This is a genomic window from Facklamia sp. P13069 (genome assembly GCF_050409405.1).
Classification (GTDB): Bacteria; Bacillota; Bacilli; order Lactobacillales; family Aerococcaceae; genus Facklamia.
On record NZ_JBNUPN010000035.1, the window covers coordinates 1 to 14,773 of the forward strand.

General features: G+C 37.7%; 13 protein-coding genes. 7 read left to right on the plus strand and 6 right to left on the minus strand.

Features of this window, described 5'->3' with window-relative positions:
• Positions 1 to 244 precede the first annotated feature (244 nt).
• The 6 genes from ACQV2T_RS08670 to ACQV2T_RS08695 all read left to right on the plus strand — a co-directional run bounded on the left by ACQV2T_RS08670 (position 245) and on the right by ACQV2T_RS08695 (position 9,400).
• Positions 245 to 2,857 (plus strand): vitamin B12-dependent ribonucleotide reductase, encoded by a 2,613-nt coding sequence (locus ACQV2T_RS08670; protein WP_428893549.1) that lies wholly within the window; start codon positions 245 to 247, stop codon positions 2,855 to 2,857.
• Positions 2,858 to 3,020: 163 nt separating this feature from the next.
• Positions 3,021 to 4,655 (plus strand): peptide ABC transporter substrate-binding protein, encoded by a 1,635-nt coding sequence (locus tag ACQV2T_RS08675; RefSeq protein ID WP_428873094.1) that lies wholly within the window; start codon positions 3,021 to 3,023, stop codon positions 4,653 to 4,655.
• A 770-nt stretch (positions 4,656 to 5,425) separates the two neighbouring features.
• Positions 5,426 to 6,367, plus strand: coding sequence for an ABC transporter permease (locus ACQV2T_RS08680; RefSeq protein ID WP_428873093.1), 942 nt, complete (start codon positions 5,426 to 5,428; stop codon positions 6,365 to 6,367).
• Positions 6,368 to 7,438 (plus strand): oligopeptide ABC transporter permease, encoded by a 1,071-nt coding sequence (opp3C, locus tag ACQV2T_RS08685; protein WP_428873092.1) that lies wholly within the window; start codon positions 6,368 to 6,370, stop codon positions 7,436 to 7,438. It begins immediately after the preceding gene.
• A gap of 8 nt (positions 7,439 to 7,446) precedes the next feature.
• Positions 7,447 to 8,517, plus strand: coding sequence for an ABC transporter ATP-binding protein (locus tag ACQV2T_RS08690; RefSeq protein ID WP_428875059.1), 1,071 nt, complete (start codon positions 7,447 to 7,449; stop codon positions 8,515 to 8,517).
• The gene (locus ACQV2T_RS08695; RefSeq protein WP_428893550.1) at positions 8,510 to 9,400 is read left to right on the plus strand and encodes an ABC transporter ATP-binding protein; all 891 of its coding nucleotides are present in this window, start codon (positions 8,510 to 8,512) and stop codon (positions 9,398 to 9,400) included. Before ACQV2T_RS08690 ends, ACQV2T_RS08695 begins: the two co-directional genes overlap by 8 nt.
• A gap of 58 nt (positions 9,401 to 9,458) precedes the next feature.
• On the opposite strand, the gene ACQV2T_RS08700 is transcribed toward ACQV2T_RS08695, so the two are convergent.
• The 6 genes from ACQV2T_RS08700 to ACQV2T_RS08725 all read right to left on the minus strand — a co-directional run bounded on the left by ACQV2T_RS08700 (position 9,459) and on the right by ACQV2T_RS08725 (position 14,154).
• Complete coding sequence (locus ACQV2T_RS08700; RefSeq protein ID WP_428873090.1) at positions 9,459 to 9,659, minus strand: glycerate kinase; 201 nt, start codon at positions 9,657 to 9,659, stop codon at positions 9,459 to 9,461.
• On the minus strand, positions 9,650 to 10,582 hold the full coding sequence (locus tag ACQV2T_RS08705; protein WP_428893551.1) for a glycerate kinase: 933 nt from the start codon (positions 10,580 to 10,582) through the stop codon (positions 9,650 to 9,652). Before ACQV2T_RS08705 ends, ACQV2T_RS08700 begins: the two co-directional genes overlap by 10 nt.
• A gap of 8 nt (positions 10,583 to 10,590) precedes the next feature.
• Positions 10,591 to 11,862, minus strand: coding sequence for a GntP family permease (locus ACQV2T_RS08710; protein ID WP_428893552.1), 1,272 nt, complete (start codon positions 11,860 to 11,862; stop codon positions 10,591 to 10,593).
• Between the two features lie 130 nt (positions 11,863 to 11,992).
• On the minus strand, positions 11,993 to 13,312 hold the full coding sequence (locus ACQV2T_RS08715) for a DUF4767 domain-containing protein (protein WP_428893553.1): 1,320 nt from the start codon (positions 13,310 to 13,312) through the stop codon (positions 11,993 to 11,995).
• A gap of 47 nt (positions 13,313 to 13,359) precedes the next feature.
• Positions 13,360 to 13,770, minus strand: coding sequence for an OsmC family protein (locus tag ACQV2T_RS08720; RefSeq protein WP_428873086.1), 411 nt, complete (start codon positions 13,768 to 13,770; stop codon positions 13,360 to 13,362).
• A 117-nt stretch (positions 13,771 to 13,887) separates the two neighbouring features.
• A complete protein-coding gene (locus ACQV2T_RS08725) occupies positions 13,888 to 14,154 on the minus strand; it encodes a metal-sensitive transcriptional regulator (RefSeq protein ID WP_428873085.1) in 267 nt (88 codons plus the stop codon).
• A 143-nt stretch (positions 14,155 to 14,297) separates the two neighbouring features.
• Between ACQV2T_RS08725 and ACQV2T_RS08730 the strand changes: the two genes are divergently transcribed.
• Positions 14,298 to 14,624, plus strand: a complete 327-nt coding sequence (locus ACQV2T_RS08730) for a rhodanese-like domain-containing protein (RefSeq protein ID WP_428881950.1) — start codon at positions 14,298 to 14,300, stop codon at positions 14,622 to 14,624.
• Positions 14,625 to 14,773: the final 149 nt, after the last annotated feature.

A 14,773-nucleotide genomic window follows, 5' to 3' on the forward strand; every position in this document is an offset into this window, starting at 1 on the left:
ATAGAGGGACATTTTGATTTGTGTTCTCTTGAGACATTATCATTTACGTTTAACATTTCATTCAATGTTTGTGTTTTTAAGATTGAAATTTTGTTTTTTAGCAAGTATACTAAACTACAGAACTTAATAAACACAATATATTGGGCTTTATTTTATCTTTATATCCTATATATTGTGTTTCTTGCTATGTTTGTTAGAATATTCAAAATGTATCAAAGATCTTAATAGAGAGGCTGAACTGATTATGGAAACGAATACTTTAATTCCAAAGACTGTCGAATGGAACCGTCAAGATCTTAATGAGGCTATCAAACATTTCCCTCAAGTAACTCCTGTTACATCGGAAATGAAAATCACTCACTCTGGTGTCTCACGAATGGTTATGTTAGACAGGTATTCTTTTAAAGACACCGCTAAGAAAACTCTAAAAGCTGGCGATTTAGTAGTCTTAACTGTAAAGCCTGATCCATCCTATCCTGCAAGAGGTATTGGTATTGTGCAAGAACTTGATTGGGAAAAAGGTCAAGCTCTTGTTTTATTAGAAGAAGAATACCGTGGTAATCTTGAAAACGAAAAAGAGCGCCTTAGTGGCTTAATCTTGCGAAGCATTGACAGTTTAGATAAGCCTTTAGAAATATATTATGAACAAATCGCCCACCGTAATGCAGTCGGTTTAGCTGAAATTGAAAGTACAAAAGAAAAACAAGAAAGCTCTTTTGAAGCTTTTTATAATCAGCTTTCTAATTTAAACTTTGTCCCGGCTGGTCGTGTCCTATATGGAGCAGGCTCACAAACGGATGTTACTTATTTTAATTGCTACGTTATGCCGTTTGTCCCTGATTCTCGCGAGGGAATCGCTGAACACCGCAAAGAAGTAATGGAAATCATGTCGCGCGGTGGCGGTGTAGGAACTAACGGCTCCACTCTAAGACCTCGAAATACTCTGGCAAGAGGAGTAAACGGTAAGTCCTCGGGTTCTGTTTCTTGGTTAAACGATATTGCTCAATTAACTCACCTTGTTGAGCAAGGTGGCTCGCGCCGGGGTGCACAAATGATTATGTTAGCAGATTGGCATCCAGATATTATTGAATTTATCATTTCTAAAATGCAAAACCCCCGCGTTCTACGTTATTTAATTGAACAAACAGAAGATGAATTAATTCAAAAGCTAGCACAGGAAAAACTTAAATTTGTTCCACTCACTCCTAATGACCAAGTAATGCATGAAACAATTGCTTCCTATCAAAATAAAGAGGATTTTGGTGGCTTTAATGTAGATATCATTGAGCATTCTAGAGCTGTTTTACGTGATAAGGGTGCTTATGAAGTCCACAATGAAGACTTTTTAACAGGAGCAAATATCTCAGTAACTATCACTTCGGAATTTATGGAAGCGGTAGAGCAAAACCTAGATTGGGACTTACGTTTCCCTGATGTCGAACATTATAATAAAGAAGAAATGCATGCTTATAATACTCAATGGCATCAAGTAGGAGATGTACGTGATTGGGAAGAGATGGGTTATGCAGTCAGAACATACCGAAGTATTCCCGCTCGTGAACTATGGAAATTGATTAATATTTGTGCCACCTATTCAGCAGAGCCTGGTATTTTCTTTATTGATAATGCTAATAAGGATACCAATGCTAAAGCCTATGGCCAAAAAGTCGTAGCCACTAACCCTTGTGGTGAGCAACCTTTAGCTCCATATTCTGTATGTAATTTAGCAGCTATAAACTTAGCAAATATGGCTAATAAAGATGAACACACGGTTAATTTTGAAAAATTGAAAGAAACGGTTCGTGTTGGTGTGCGTATGCAAGATAACGTTATCGATGCTACCCCTTATTTCTTAGCAGCCAATCGTCATCAAGCTTTAGGAGAGCGCCGAATCGGTTTAGGTGTTATGGGTCTAGCTGACTTATTGATCTATACTAATCAACGTTATGGTTCTGCTTCAGGTAATCAATTGATTGATAAAGTCTTCCAAACGATTGCGATCACTGCTTATGAAACTTCGATTGAATTAGCCAAAGAAAAGGGAAGTTTCCCCTTCCTAATAGGTTCAACCGATGAAGAAACGAAACAATTGCGTCAAAACTTTATTTCAACAGGTTATATGCAGAAATTACCTAAGCACATTCATCAGGGTATTTTAGAACATGGCATTAGAAACTCTCACTTACTAACAGTCGCTCCTACTGGATCAACCGGTACGATGGTTGGAGTAGCTACGGGTCTTGAGCCTTATTTTGCCTTTAAATATTATCGCTCTGGACGTTTAGGTAAGTTTATTGAAGTAAACGCTGGAATTGTTCAAGAATATTTAGAGCGTCATCCAGAAGCAGATGCTGATCACTTACCAGAAACTTTTGTTTCAGCCATGGAATTAAAGCCAGAAGAACACGTCGATGTTCAAACAACTATCCAGCGATGGGTAGACTCATCCATCTCTAAAACAGTGAATGCCCCCAAAGGTTATACTGTTCAACAAGTCGAAGAAATATATGAACGTTTATACAGTGGGGGAGCTAAAGGCGGAACCGTTTATGTTGATGGTTCAAGAGATTCTCAAGTTCTTACTCTCAAAGCAGAGGAAAATGAAAAAGATCAAAATATTGCTCTTTTTGAGGTTGAAGATCAAGAAATACGTGTTGTCGATGAAGTTGAAGAATTGCGTCAGTTAGTTGATTTAGCTGAGAAAGATCATTATACCCAAAGCGGTCATGCTGATGATGTGGTCTACGGTTCAGAAGTAGGAGATACTTGTCCAATTTGTCGTAAAGGAATCGTTGAAGATATTGGGGGTTGTAACACTTGTACAAATTGTAATGCTCAGTTACGATGTGGTCTCTAAGTATTTAAATTTGCTTGCACAAATGTAATCTCTAATTGATAAACCTTATCTTAATCTTGAGATAAGGTTTATCAATTTCTCTTTTAATCGACCCCCCAATCTTATTTTGTGAGTTTTTCACTTATCTATGTTATATTAAAGAAAAATTAAAAAGGAGCGGCTTATGAAAAATAAACTATTCAAATTTATAACGATTTCTATCGCAGTTACTGGTCTTCTCATAGGAAATCTTGCGCCGATATCAGCTCAAGAAATAGATCCCAATGTCGAACAAAAATTATCTATTATGTCGATTGGAGAACTAGCAACTCTAGACGCTATGCTTTATAATGATACCCCATCTTCAGATATGATCGGACAAATTTTTGAAGGACTTTACCGTGTTTCAACTGGTAGTGAAGTCGAATTGGGGCAAGCTGAAAATGTCGATATCTCTGAAGACGGTTTAACCTATACTTTCACCTTAAGAGATGGTTTAACTTGGTCTAATGGTGACCCTGTTACAGCTAACGATTATGTCTTTACTTATCAAAGATTAGTCGATCCGAATAACGCCAATACCTCTTCTTCTGTTGAAGTGTTTAAAAACGCTAGCAAAGTTCGTAATGGTGAAGCTGAACTTTCTGATTTAGGAGTGACTGCTCCTGATGAGAAAACTTTGGTAATTGAGTTAGAATATCCAGCTCCATATCTACCAAAATTACTCACAGGTTCTCGTTTTATGCCAGTTAACCAAAAGGTAGTTGAAGAAAAAGGTCAAGCTTATGGAACAAGCGCAGACAGTATTGCTATGAATGGTCCTTTCCTCATTGAAGGATGGGAAGGAACCAGTTTAGAATGGAAATTGATTAAAAACCCAAATTACTGGGATGCTGAAAAGGTCTTTTTAGAAGAAGTCCTAGTGTCTGTTGTTAAGGAAACAGGAACCGGAGCTGACTTATTTGACGCCGGCGAACTAGACTATACTATCTTGAATGATCAATTTGTAGGACAATACAATGGCGCTGATTTCTTCAACCAGATTCCTAAAGCAACTGTCGGACACCTACAGTTCAATGCCACCAAAGAACCAACCAATAATATTGCTTTGCGTAGGGCCATTATTCAAGCGATTGATAAAGACACTTATACCCAGTCAGTCATTCAAGATGGGTCAACTTCTTTAAACGGTTTCGTTCCTTCAGGATTTGATGTAAATGATGAAGGCGTGGATTACCGTGAAGAAGCGGGTGAAATGCTTACATTCGATATTGAGGCAGCTCAAAAAGATTGGGAAACAGCTCAAAAAGAATTAGGACAAGATAATATTGAGTTACAATTACTAATTTCTGACTCAGATTTAGCTAGTCGTACAGCTGAGTATATTCAAGCTCAATTAATGCAAAATCTTCCCGGATTAACGATTACAATTCGTTCTGTCCCTCTACAAAATCGTTTAGAATTACAAAGATCACTTGATTTCGATATCTTCTATGGAACTTGGGCTCCAGACTATCAAGATGCGATCAACTTTGTAGAACAAATGGAATCAGACGGAGGCATCAACTTTGGTCAATACTCCAATGAGAAAGTGGATCAATTAATTGATCAAGCCAGAAACGAGTTTGCCAATGACCCAGAAAAACGTCGACAAGCTCTTATTGAAGCAGAAAAGATTGCCGTCGCTGATGAAGCTTCTCAGTCTTCATTCTATCAAGCATCTACTACCTACTTATTGGATACTAGCGTAAAAGGCTTCGAAGTTTTACCATTTGGTCGAACAATCAATTTAAGAACTGCATATCGAACTGCAGAGTAAATCTATAATAAATGAAACTCTAAACTTTCTTTATTAAAATAATTAGGCTACCTAGCAGTGGAAGATCCACTACCAGGTAGCCTAATTTTCGGTATTTATCATCCTTTCAATAGATACCAACCTGCTCAACTTCCGTTAGGAATCTCTTTTTTAAGAATAGCTAATATTATCTAACATACCATGTGATTGAATCACAAGCATCTCTCTTGGCTCAAGTTTTACCACAAATAATGCCTGCTTCCCTTCAATTTCAGCTTTAGGATATTCTCCTTCTTGCTAAAGTATTACGTTCAAAGTCGTCAAAGGTCACTAACTTATCCGATTGTTTAATAGCTTCTACTCAACGAATTCTAGCTATCGGATATCTGTTCTATCTAAATCTTTGAGACAAATCGCTTTCTTAATATCACCCATGTGTCACTCCCTTAAAATTAATCATTCTTTAATTATTTATGGTTCGAATAACAAATTTATTTAGTTTAAAAGCTTTAATTATTATTGGACTTTATCCATTTATCAAGTATTATACAAGCTAGATCATTAAACAGCCATGTAGTATTATTAGCTAGAACTATTAATAGTCTGCCAATATTCTACTAAAGCTTTAAAATTTAATGGCTTTCCATTATAAATTTTTGACTCTATCAGCTCATGAAGTGGATAATTCTTACTTAATTGTATTAAAATAAAAGATAATATAAGCAATAATGGCATGATTGACACAAAAGGGTTTATACTGTTTAACTTTAAAATACGAAAGGTGGATAACCATGAATTCCTACACAAAATTTATAATCCGGCGTGTTTTTTATATGTTAATTACGCTTTGGATTATTATTTCCGTTACCTTTTTCCTCTTACAGTTCTTACCTGGTTCCCCTTTTGCCAATCAAGATCTTTTAACCGAGACCCAACTTCAACTTTTAAATGAAAAATATGGTCTCAACCAACCTTTACTTGTTCGCTATTTTTCCTACTTAGCAAATATATTAAAAGGGGATTTAGGGGTGTCCTTTCAATATAATAACTTACCTGTTACTAAAATTATTTTAGATCGAGCCGGCCCCTCTATGATTTTAGGAGCTCAAGCCATGGGTTTTGGTGTGGTAATTGGAACTATCTTAGGAATGATTGCAGCTGTTAAACAAAACACTTGGATCGATACCTTCACCTCCGTTTTTGCTATTGGCGGAAGATCTGTTCCCAACTTTGTTTATGCTGTGGTCCTTCAATTTCTGTTTGCTGTTTGGCTAGATTGGCTACCAATTGCTTTCTGGCGTGACGGCTATGCCTCAACTATTCTTCCAAGTCTTGCTTTAGCCATTTCACCTATGGCAGAGTCTGCGCGTTTCGTTCGAACTGAGATGATTGAAGTGCTTCACTCTGACTATATTGAATTAGCAACCGCTAAAGGCTTTTCAAAATTTTATATAGTTACTAAGCATGCGCTGCGTAATGCGATTATACCTCTATTAACAATAGTAGGACCCATGACAGCAGCTGCCATGACCGGCTCACTGGTAATTGAACAAATTTTTTCAATTCCTGGAATTGGTGAGCAGTTTACCAAGTCAATTTTAGTGAATGACTACCCAACCATTATGGGAATTACAATTATGTATTCTGTCTTATTAGTTGTTATTATTTTAATCGTCGATATTCTATACGGCTTTATAGATCCTAGAATGCGACAAGTTGAAGGAGGTGGCTAGATGCCAATCGAAAATTCTTTAAATACGGCGAATAATGCTTCAACAAAACACACAGCGGATATAGATCCAAAGCTCTTTCAACCGAAAATTTCTATCCAAAGTGAAGACAACGAAAAAATTGAAGCCCCTTCACTGAACTTTCTACAAGATTCATGGCGGAGATTAAAAAAGAATAAAGGTGCTATGATTTCACTCTTTTTCGTTATTTTAATTCTACTTCTTGCTATTTTAGCCCCATGGATTGCACCCGCTTCACCGTTCCAACAAAATCCAGCTCAAGCAAACCTCCCTCCTAAAATACCAGGTTTAGAAGATTTTTCATGGTTTAGTGGTAAAAGTGTCAACCGAGGTGGTGCTTTGACTGATGCCTATCAAAATGCCAATGTGGCTGAGGGAACCTACTACTATCTTGGAACAGATGGTTTAGGTCGTGACCTCCTCTCACGTATTTTATATGGAACTCGAATTTCACTTTTAGTCGCATTTATTGCTGTTCTAATCAATGTCATTATCGGTGTAACCTATGGCATGATATCTGGTTGGCTAGGCGGTAAGGTAGATACACTGATGCAAAGAATACTGGAAATTATTTCAGGTGTTCCCAATTTAGTAATCGTTGTTCTGATGCTTTTAGTATTGCAGCCCGGTTTACTATCTATTATTATTACGATTGCTCTCACCTCTTGGATATCAATGTCCCGGGTGGTAAGAGCGCAAACACTTCGTTTAAAACAACAAGAATATGTCTTAGCTGCTAAGGTATTAGGCCAATCGACTGGCAAGATTCTATTAAAACATATCCTTCCCAATATGTTAGGAATTATTATTGTCCAAATGATGTTTGCTATACCATCTGCCATCTTCTTTGAAGCTTTTTTAAGTTTCATCGGGATTGGAATCCCTGCACCCAACGCTTCCTTAGGAACTTTATTGAGTGAAGGTTACAAGACTTTTCGCTTTTTACCCCATTTAATGTGGTATCCAGCAGCTGTTATCTCATTAATCATGTTGTCCTTTAACTTATTAGCAGATGGACTGCGTGATGCTTTTGATCCCAAAATGAAAGAGTAGGTGACTTCATGAATAAGGCTATCATTCAAATTAAAGACTTAAATATTTCCTTCAAAACCTTTGCTGGCCAATTAAAAGCTATTCGTGGAATCAACTTATCCTTGTATGCCGGTGAAACATTAGCAATTGTTGGCGAATCAGGCTCAGGTAAATCAGTAACCACACGTGCATTGATGGGGCTTCTAGCTAAAAATGCGACCATTGAAGCAGGCGAAGTGATATTTGAAAAACGAGACCTTTTAAAATTATCTAAAAAAGAAATGGAAGCTATACGTGGTAGCAAAATTGCCATGATTTTTCAAGATCCAATGACCGCCCTCAATCCTACCCTAACCATCGGAAGACAAATTACTGAAGTTTTAATTCGTAAACGCGGTTTTAATCACTCACAAGCGCGTAAAGAAGCCATTAACCTTTTGGATTTATGTGGAATTGTTCAATCAGAGAAAAGAATTAATCAGTATCCACATCAATTTTCAGGTGGTCAAAGACAGAGGATTGTGATAGCGATTGCTTTAGCGGGAGATCCTGAAGTGCTTATTGCCGATGAGCCCACAACTGCTTTAGATGTAACCATTCAAGCACAAATCATTGAATTACTTAAAAAAATTCAACAAGAAAAGAATATGACCATTATCTTTATCACTCATGATTTGGGTGTGGTTGCCAATGTAGCAGACCGAATTGCCGTTATGTATGCGGGTAAAATCGTTGAAATAGGGACAGTGGATGATATTTACTACCATCCTCAACATCCCTATACCTGGGGACTTTTGACAGCTATGCCAACCATTTCCAAACAAGATCAATTATATGCTATCCCCGGTAGCCCACCTGACCTTTTAAATCCTCCTAAAGGAGATGCTTTCGCCTATCGGTCAGAATATGCTTTGGCTATCGATTTTGAGGAGGAACCGCCCATGTTTGAAGTCAATCCTGGACATTATGCAGCCACTTGGTTACTCCACCCAATGGCTCCAAAAATGACCCCGCCAACTGCTATCTTAGAAAGATATCAACGTTGTCGAAAAAAGCAGTCACAGACCGATAAGAGTGGAATGGAGGAGCATTATGAATAAGCATGCACCTATTCTACAAGTTAAGCACTTGAAACAATACTACCACCAAGGAACTGATAAGGAAGTCAAAGCGGTAGACGATGTTTCCTTTGAAATCTTTCCTGGAGAAACTTTTGGGTTAGTTGGAGAATCAGGTTCTGGTAAATCAACGATTGGCAAAGCAATTGTTAACCTCTATCAACCGACCAGTGGTGAAATTATCTTTCAAGACAAAGCTTTATCGAGTAGCTACAACAAAAAGGAACGTTTGAAATTCCATAAAGAAATTCAGATGATTTTCCAAGACCCTTATGCTTCTTTAAATCCTCGTATGAAGGTTCGTGATATTATTGCTGAAGGCATTGATATTCATGGACTCGCACAATCAAAAGAGGAAAGAGACGAAAAAGTCAATCGACTCTTAGAAGATGTAGGGCTCAATATTGATCACGCTAGTCGCTATCCTCATGAATTTTCTGGCGGTCAACGTCAACGTATTGGGATAGCACGAGCTTTAGCAGTTGAACCAAAATTCATTGTCGCCGATGAACCGATATCAGCTTTAGATGTTTCCATTCAAGCTCAAGTGGTCAATTTATTACAAGAACTAAAAGAATCAAGAGGACTAACCTATCTCTTTATTGCCCATGATTTATCCATGGTTAAATATGTCAGTGATCGCATTGCCATTATGAACCGTGGTCGGATTTTAGAGTTAGCCGAAGCTGAGGAATTGTATGCAAACCCTTTACATGCCTATACCCAGTCCTTACTCTCAGCAATTCCTTTACCAGATCCTGATTACGAACGTCAACGTCAACGTATTCATTATCAGGTTGATCCAGAAAAGTTGGCTGAAGAGATCCTTAAAGAAGTCAAACCTAATCACTGGCTTGCTCAATAAACTAAACAAAAATCACCATTGAATAAGTTTATTCAATGGTGATTTTACTTTTAACTCTTTAATAGTTGACAAACAGCTTGGCTACTGCTGTTAAATTTTCCTCTGTATGAGTTAGTAGGTCTTGCAAGGAGCTTGGCCCAGGCGTAATACTCAAAATCGCATCAAAGCCTAACTGATATAAGATTTCAATATCATTTCTGACAGAACCACATAATGCGATCACTTTCGACCGGAAAGCTACTTGTTTAGCTAATTGCATGACTCCAAAAGGGGGTTACCGTATTGCGTTTGAAAGTCAATCTGACCCTCTCCTGTAAAACAAATATCGACATCTTGTAAAGCTGTCTTCAAATTGACTGTTTCTATAACAATATCGATGCCTCTTTTGTGTTTTGCAGAAGTAAATGCTAATAATCCTGCCCCTAACCCACCAGCAGCCCCAGAACCAGCAATATGAGCCACTTCACGATTCAAGTCACGATAAATAAGGCGTGAGAAATGTTCAAGATTCGCATCAAGCTTTTCAATCATTTCTGGACTTGCCCCTTTTTGCGGACCGACTACAGCCGAAGCTCCTTGCGGACCACACAGCGGATTATTGGCATCACAGGCAACCTTGAAGATAGCATGCTCTAGACCAGGATGAATAGTCTGACAATCAATCCTATCCAAATGCGATAAGCCTTGATTGCCGAAAGGAATCTCTTGGCCTTCTATGTCTAATAAACGATAGCCTAAGGCTTGAGCCATACCGGCTCCCCCGTCATTCGTAGCAGACCCTCCAATCCCTAAAATAAATGAGCGAACTCCTCGATCTAGACATGCCTTAATGACTTGACCTGTTCCATAGGTTGATGTTAATAAAGGATTACGATCTTCTTTTTCAATAAGATGAATGCCTGATGCACTGGCCATTTCAATTACGGCTGTTTTGCCATCTCCTAAAATACCATACCGGGCTTGAATTTTTTCTCCTAAAGGTCCCTGCACTTCGACTGTATAATAAACTCCCTGACTCGCATCAATCAAGGCTTCAGTGGTACCTTCACCTCCATCTGCCATCGGAAGCTGAAGAATTTCTGCTTGAGGAAAGACTTGTTGCACACCTTTTTTTATAGCCTGGCAAGCATGTTTTGCCGAAACCGCTTCTTTAAAAGAATCACAGGCCATCACAATTTTCATTAATTTTACTAACCTCCTAAAACGCCATAGATACTGGTTGAAACAATAGTTAAAACGAAACCTACTAATGATTCATATGGAATTAGTTTTAGACATTCTTTAAAATCGGCTGATACGGATCCTCCTGTCGCGTGGAAGAATGAACCATGAGGTAAATGGTCTAATACTGTCGCCCCTGCGTGTAACATAGCAGCTCCACTGATAGGAGAAACACCTGACGAGAGAATAGTTGGTGAAAAAACAGCTGAGCCAACTGCCGATCCTGAAGTAGTCGAAGCGGTCGCCGCACTCATAAAAATTCCTGCTAAAGGTGCTAAAAGATAGGCAGGTAAACCTAAAGAGTCTAGACTATTAGTAAGGACATCTCCTAAAGTAGAATTGGTAATCACTCCTGCGATTAAACCTGTTCCTAAAAGGATAATAGCCACATTAATCATCTTACTTAAACCATATTGAGTATATTCTTGTAAGTGCTTAACATGTCCCACCATTATCAAGCCAAAAAGACCTCCCAGAGGAAGAGCCAACATAGGATCAATCATTATATTAAACAAGGGGCGTAAAGATAGTAAAACAATCGCTAAAATAGGTCCTGACAAGGCTTTCCATAAATAAGGTAAATTTTCTGCTGTTTGATCGTCTCTTGAAGTTCCTGTTTGTTCAATTTGACTGCCTTTATTAATTAATCGTTTGGCTAGCCAAGCTGTAAACATCACCCCAATCAAGGCTGGAATAAGACCAGCTAACATGACTTGAGTTAAGGAAACACCAAAACCATCGGAAACAGCAATAGAGTTAGGATTTGGTGAAATAATATTACCTGATTTGCCGCCACCAATCATAGCCATCAAAAGTGCAGTCCGTGAATAACCCAATTCTTTACCAATCTCTAAAGCGATAGGCGCAACTGTTATGACAGATATATCAATAAAAACCCCCACAAAAGTTAAAATCATAGTAGCAAGTGCGATCGCTAATAAAGCTCTTTCGCTTCCCAAACCCTTAATAATAGCATGGGCAATGGCAGCTGCCGAACCTGTCTTAATTAAAACACCTGCAAGGATTCCAGCTGCTAGTATCCTTAAGATAGAGGTAATCATGCCTTGCGCACCATTTGTCATGAGACTGATGGTTTCACTTAGATTCGCTCCTCCTAATAATCCTCCGAATAAAGCGCCGATAAATAAAGCATAAAAAACTGGAAACTTTTTAAAGATTAATAAGATAACCAATAATAGACCTAACAAAGCGCCGATAGCCGTTACTGTTACTACTTCCATTTCCCCACTCCTAATTGATTATTGAATGGCTTCATTATATTGTTTCTTAATATCTTTGCCAATCTTATTAGCCAATCAGTGACTATATAAAAAGACAGCTTCAAAAGAGAAGCTATCTTTTTCTAATGATTTAATAAATGGATTTAAAAAGTTGATAAAGTTCTACATTGGCTGTGTCTTTAAAATGATGAACCGCTAAATTGTCAGGTCCTTCCATGGTAATCAAAACTCTTGGGATTCCTTGATCTTCAACAAATAAATAAAAATGTCGTTCCGCTCTAGGATTATCTTGATCACGAATATCAGTCATTGCCATTAAGACATTGATTTCATCATTAATAAGCTGTTCAGCTTGATAATGAGCCTTTCGTTCCTGACCATCTAAGTGAATTACCATTGACTTTAAAGGAAGGTCCCCACCTAAGAAGTCTATAGGCATCTCTGGAGTGACAAACTCATATTTTTGACCCATTTTTGCTTGCCAGTCTCTGACTGCTGTCATCAATGCTTGTTTTTGCTTTGATGACCCATTTAATGATTGCTCTTTTGCTTCAGTCGATAATGACTGGACTTGATAATTGGGGTAATAATTATTAATCACTCGACCATATACTTGTGACCAATCGTAAGCTACTAAAGGATGTAGCTCAGGACTAGCCAAGTGACCCTCTGTGATTTTACCAGAAGGAATATGGAAATAATAAGGAGTCGTTCCCCCAATATCTTGTACAAATGCTCCGTTGGTGATGGTATACATTTCATATTGTTCACTCGGATACTCTAACTCTTCAGGAATAGTAAACATCTCGTCACCAAAACCAAAACTATAGGCTTCTGGTGCATAGCTAGAAGCTAGACTGATGCGAATTAATTGGTCGAGATGTTGATCATCAAGTGCTAAATATTTCACAATGTTTTTTGCAAAATCAGTCCCCTCTAATAGAAAATAGCCCGGTAAGTTCTGATTGATACCGGCTTGATAAGATTCCATAATCGCACTGACTATGAAAAGACGTAATTGATTCAAAGCTTTTTGATCTGCTGAACTTAATTCAGCTAACAACATCTTTTCTAGACCAAAAGAATGTGAAAATATTTCTCTTAAATTGCCAATATGATTCGCGTCTTCTTCAACACTTTGATATTCAATAAGATTCTCATAATAATCATTGTAAAGCTTTGGAATGATCCAATGATAGGAGGTATCAAAATTAGCCGGCCCCATTTGCTGTAAACTAGCAATAGTATATTGGGGAGCATCTAATGAATAGGATTGTACCGTTTCTTGCCACAGTTCCATTGCTTGTCGAACTTCTTGAATATCTACTGCTTCTTCGGCAAAGACTAAATTCTCACCTTGAGCAAAGTAACTTTGATGAGGAGAATGAACCATCCCCATACCACTGAAGCCAGTCACCATCATCAGGCCAAGTCGTAAAATTTTCTTCATTGCTAACACCCTTTCCCTTATTTTTTATTCATAACGATTGAACACTTTTAGTTGATAACAACTTGGTAAGTAGCATTAGCTTTCATTAACTTATGCATGGGACAGCGTTCAAGAGCAACTTCTACGATAGAATCAGCTAAATCTGCTTGAACATGGGGCATAGAGATTTGAACTTTAACCACAAATTGATAGCCGGGATTATCTTGGTGTAGTTCGACCAAGACAGATACTTGAGTCTGGTGTTTAATCCCTCGACGAATTTCTTCTGCTTCTATGGTGGCATTTAGACAAGTTGCTATGGCCATTCCCAGAAGCTGCTCCGGATTACTACCTTCTATTTCACTTAATGGACTGGAAACCTTAACTTCAAAACCTGCTGGATCTTCAACAAAGGTTTTGCCTTGAATACCGTCTCGATTAACTACTTTAGTTTGATAAAGCGTTTTTCCTTCCATCATTTGCAAAAAACCTCCTGTACTCTTTCTGATACTATTGTATAAGCTTTTTTTAGAATATGCTATCTATGTCTCACTAAAAACTAAATCTTTCGCTTTCATTACTTGATAGCTCACACTCTATTTTTTTATAATCATCGAAATAGCTTGCTCTAGTCGTTGATTCTGCTTTTCTGAATCTTTATCACCAGTAGTTAAACATTCTTTTAAATTTTCAACCATGATTATGCCCATAATACGATCCACACTCGAACGAATAGCAGTTAGTTGGGTTACTATATCCATACAGTCTCTGTCCTCTTCTAACATCTTTTGGACCCCTCTTAATTGACCTTCTGCTCGTTTTAAACGATTAAGTAGGTTTTTCTTATTATTATCTTTATGCATGATAAACTCCTCTTATGTATTTGTTCTTAAATTTTAAAACTTGACAAATCTTTTGCATTGATGTTTAATATACCCTACCGGGTATGTTAAGTATATAATTTATTGGCTTAAACTACCACTTATTTATAAAAAATCACTTTTATATGTCAAACAGAAAGGAAGATACCATGTTCCCAACGATTTCCATTGAAGAACTTTATCAAAAATCTCAGGAAAAATCGCTTAATATTATTGATGTTCGAGGTGAAGCTGAATTCCAAGAAGGACATATCCCTGGATCTAAAAACATCCCCTTGAATCAGCTCCCAAATGAATATACATCTCTTAATCAAGATAAAGAATACTATTTAGTATGCCACTCGGGTGGACGTTCTAAAAGGGCTAGCCAATTCTTATCTAAAATGGATTATCAAGTGACTAATGTTACACCTGGAGCACCTTCTTGGCCTGGTGAACTAACCACCGACTAAGCAGAAATTATTAAATTATAAAAGCCATCAGATCTAATAAGGCACTGCCCCCAAATAGTGAGGCAAACATAAAAACACCTCCGTTAAATTCGTATGAAATGAATTTAATGGAGGTGTTTGATTAGGGTTAATCACCTAGCTTATTCTGC

What these genes read in the sequence shown, in the direction of transcription:
- ACQV2T_RS08670 (WP_428893549.1), top strand. Translation starts at nt 245, where the DNA reads ATGGAAACGAATACTTTAATTCCAAAGACTGTCGAATGGAACCGTCAA.
- ACQV2T_RS08730 (WP_428881950.1), top strand. Translation starts at nt 14,298, where the DNA reads ATGTCAAACAGAAAGGAAGATACCATGTTCCCAACGATTTCCATTGAA.
- ACQV2T_RS08705 (WP_428893551.1), bottom strand. Translation starts at nt 10,582, where the DNA reads ATGAAAATTGTGATGGCCTGTGATTCTTTTAAAGAAGCGGTTTCGGCA.
- ACQV2T_RS08680 (WP_428873093.1), top strand. Translation starts at nt 5,426, where the DNA reads ATGAATTCCTACACAAAATTTATAATCCGGCGTGTTTTTTATATGTTA.
- ACQV2T_RS08675 (WP_428873094.1), top strand. Translation starts at nt 3,021, where the DNA reads ATGAAAAATAAACTATTCAAATTTATAACGATTTCTATCGCAGTTACT.
- ACQV2T_RS08690 (WP_428875059.1), top strand. Translation starts at nt 7,447, where the DNA reads ATGAATAAGGCTATCATTCAAATTAAAGACTTAAATATTTCCTTCAAA.
- ACQV2T_RS08695 (WP_428893550.1), top strand. Translation starts at nt 8,510, where the DNA reads ATGAATAAGCATGCACCTATTCTACAAGTTAAGCACTTGAAACAATAC.
- ACQV2T_RS08715 (WP_428893553.1), bottom strand. Translation starts at nt 13,312, where the DNA reads ATGAAGAAAATTTTACGACTTGGCCTGATGATGGTGACTGGCTTCAGT.
- ACQV2T_RS08725 (WP_428873085.1), bottom strand. Translation starts at nt 14,154, where the DNA reads ATGCATAAAGATAATAATAAGAAAAACCTACTTAATCGTTTAAAACGA.
- ACQV2T_RS08720 (WP_428873086.1), bottom strand. Translation starts at nt 13,770, where the DNA reads ATGATGGAAGGAAAAACGCTTTATCAAACTAAAGTAGTTAATCGAGAC.
- ACQV2T_RS08710 (WP_428893552.1), bottom strand. Translation starts at nt 11,862, where the DNA reads ATGGAAGTAGTAACAGTAACGGCTATCGGCGCTTTGTTAGGTCTATTA.
- opp3C (WP_428873092.1), top strand. Translation starts at nt 6,368, where the DNA reads ATGCCAATCGAAAATTCTTTAAATACGGCGAATAATGCTTCAACAAAA.
- ACQV2T_RS08700 (WP_428873090.1), bottom strand. Translation starts at nt 9,659, where the DNA reads ATGCAATTAGCTAAACAAGTAGCTTTCCGGTCGAAAGTGATCGCATTA.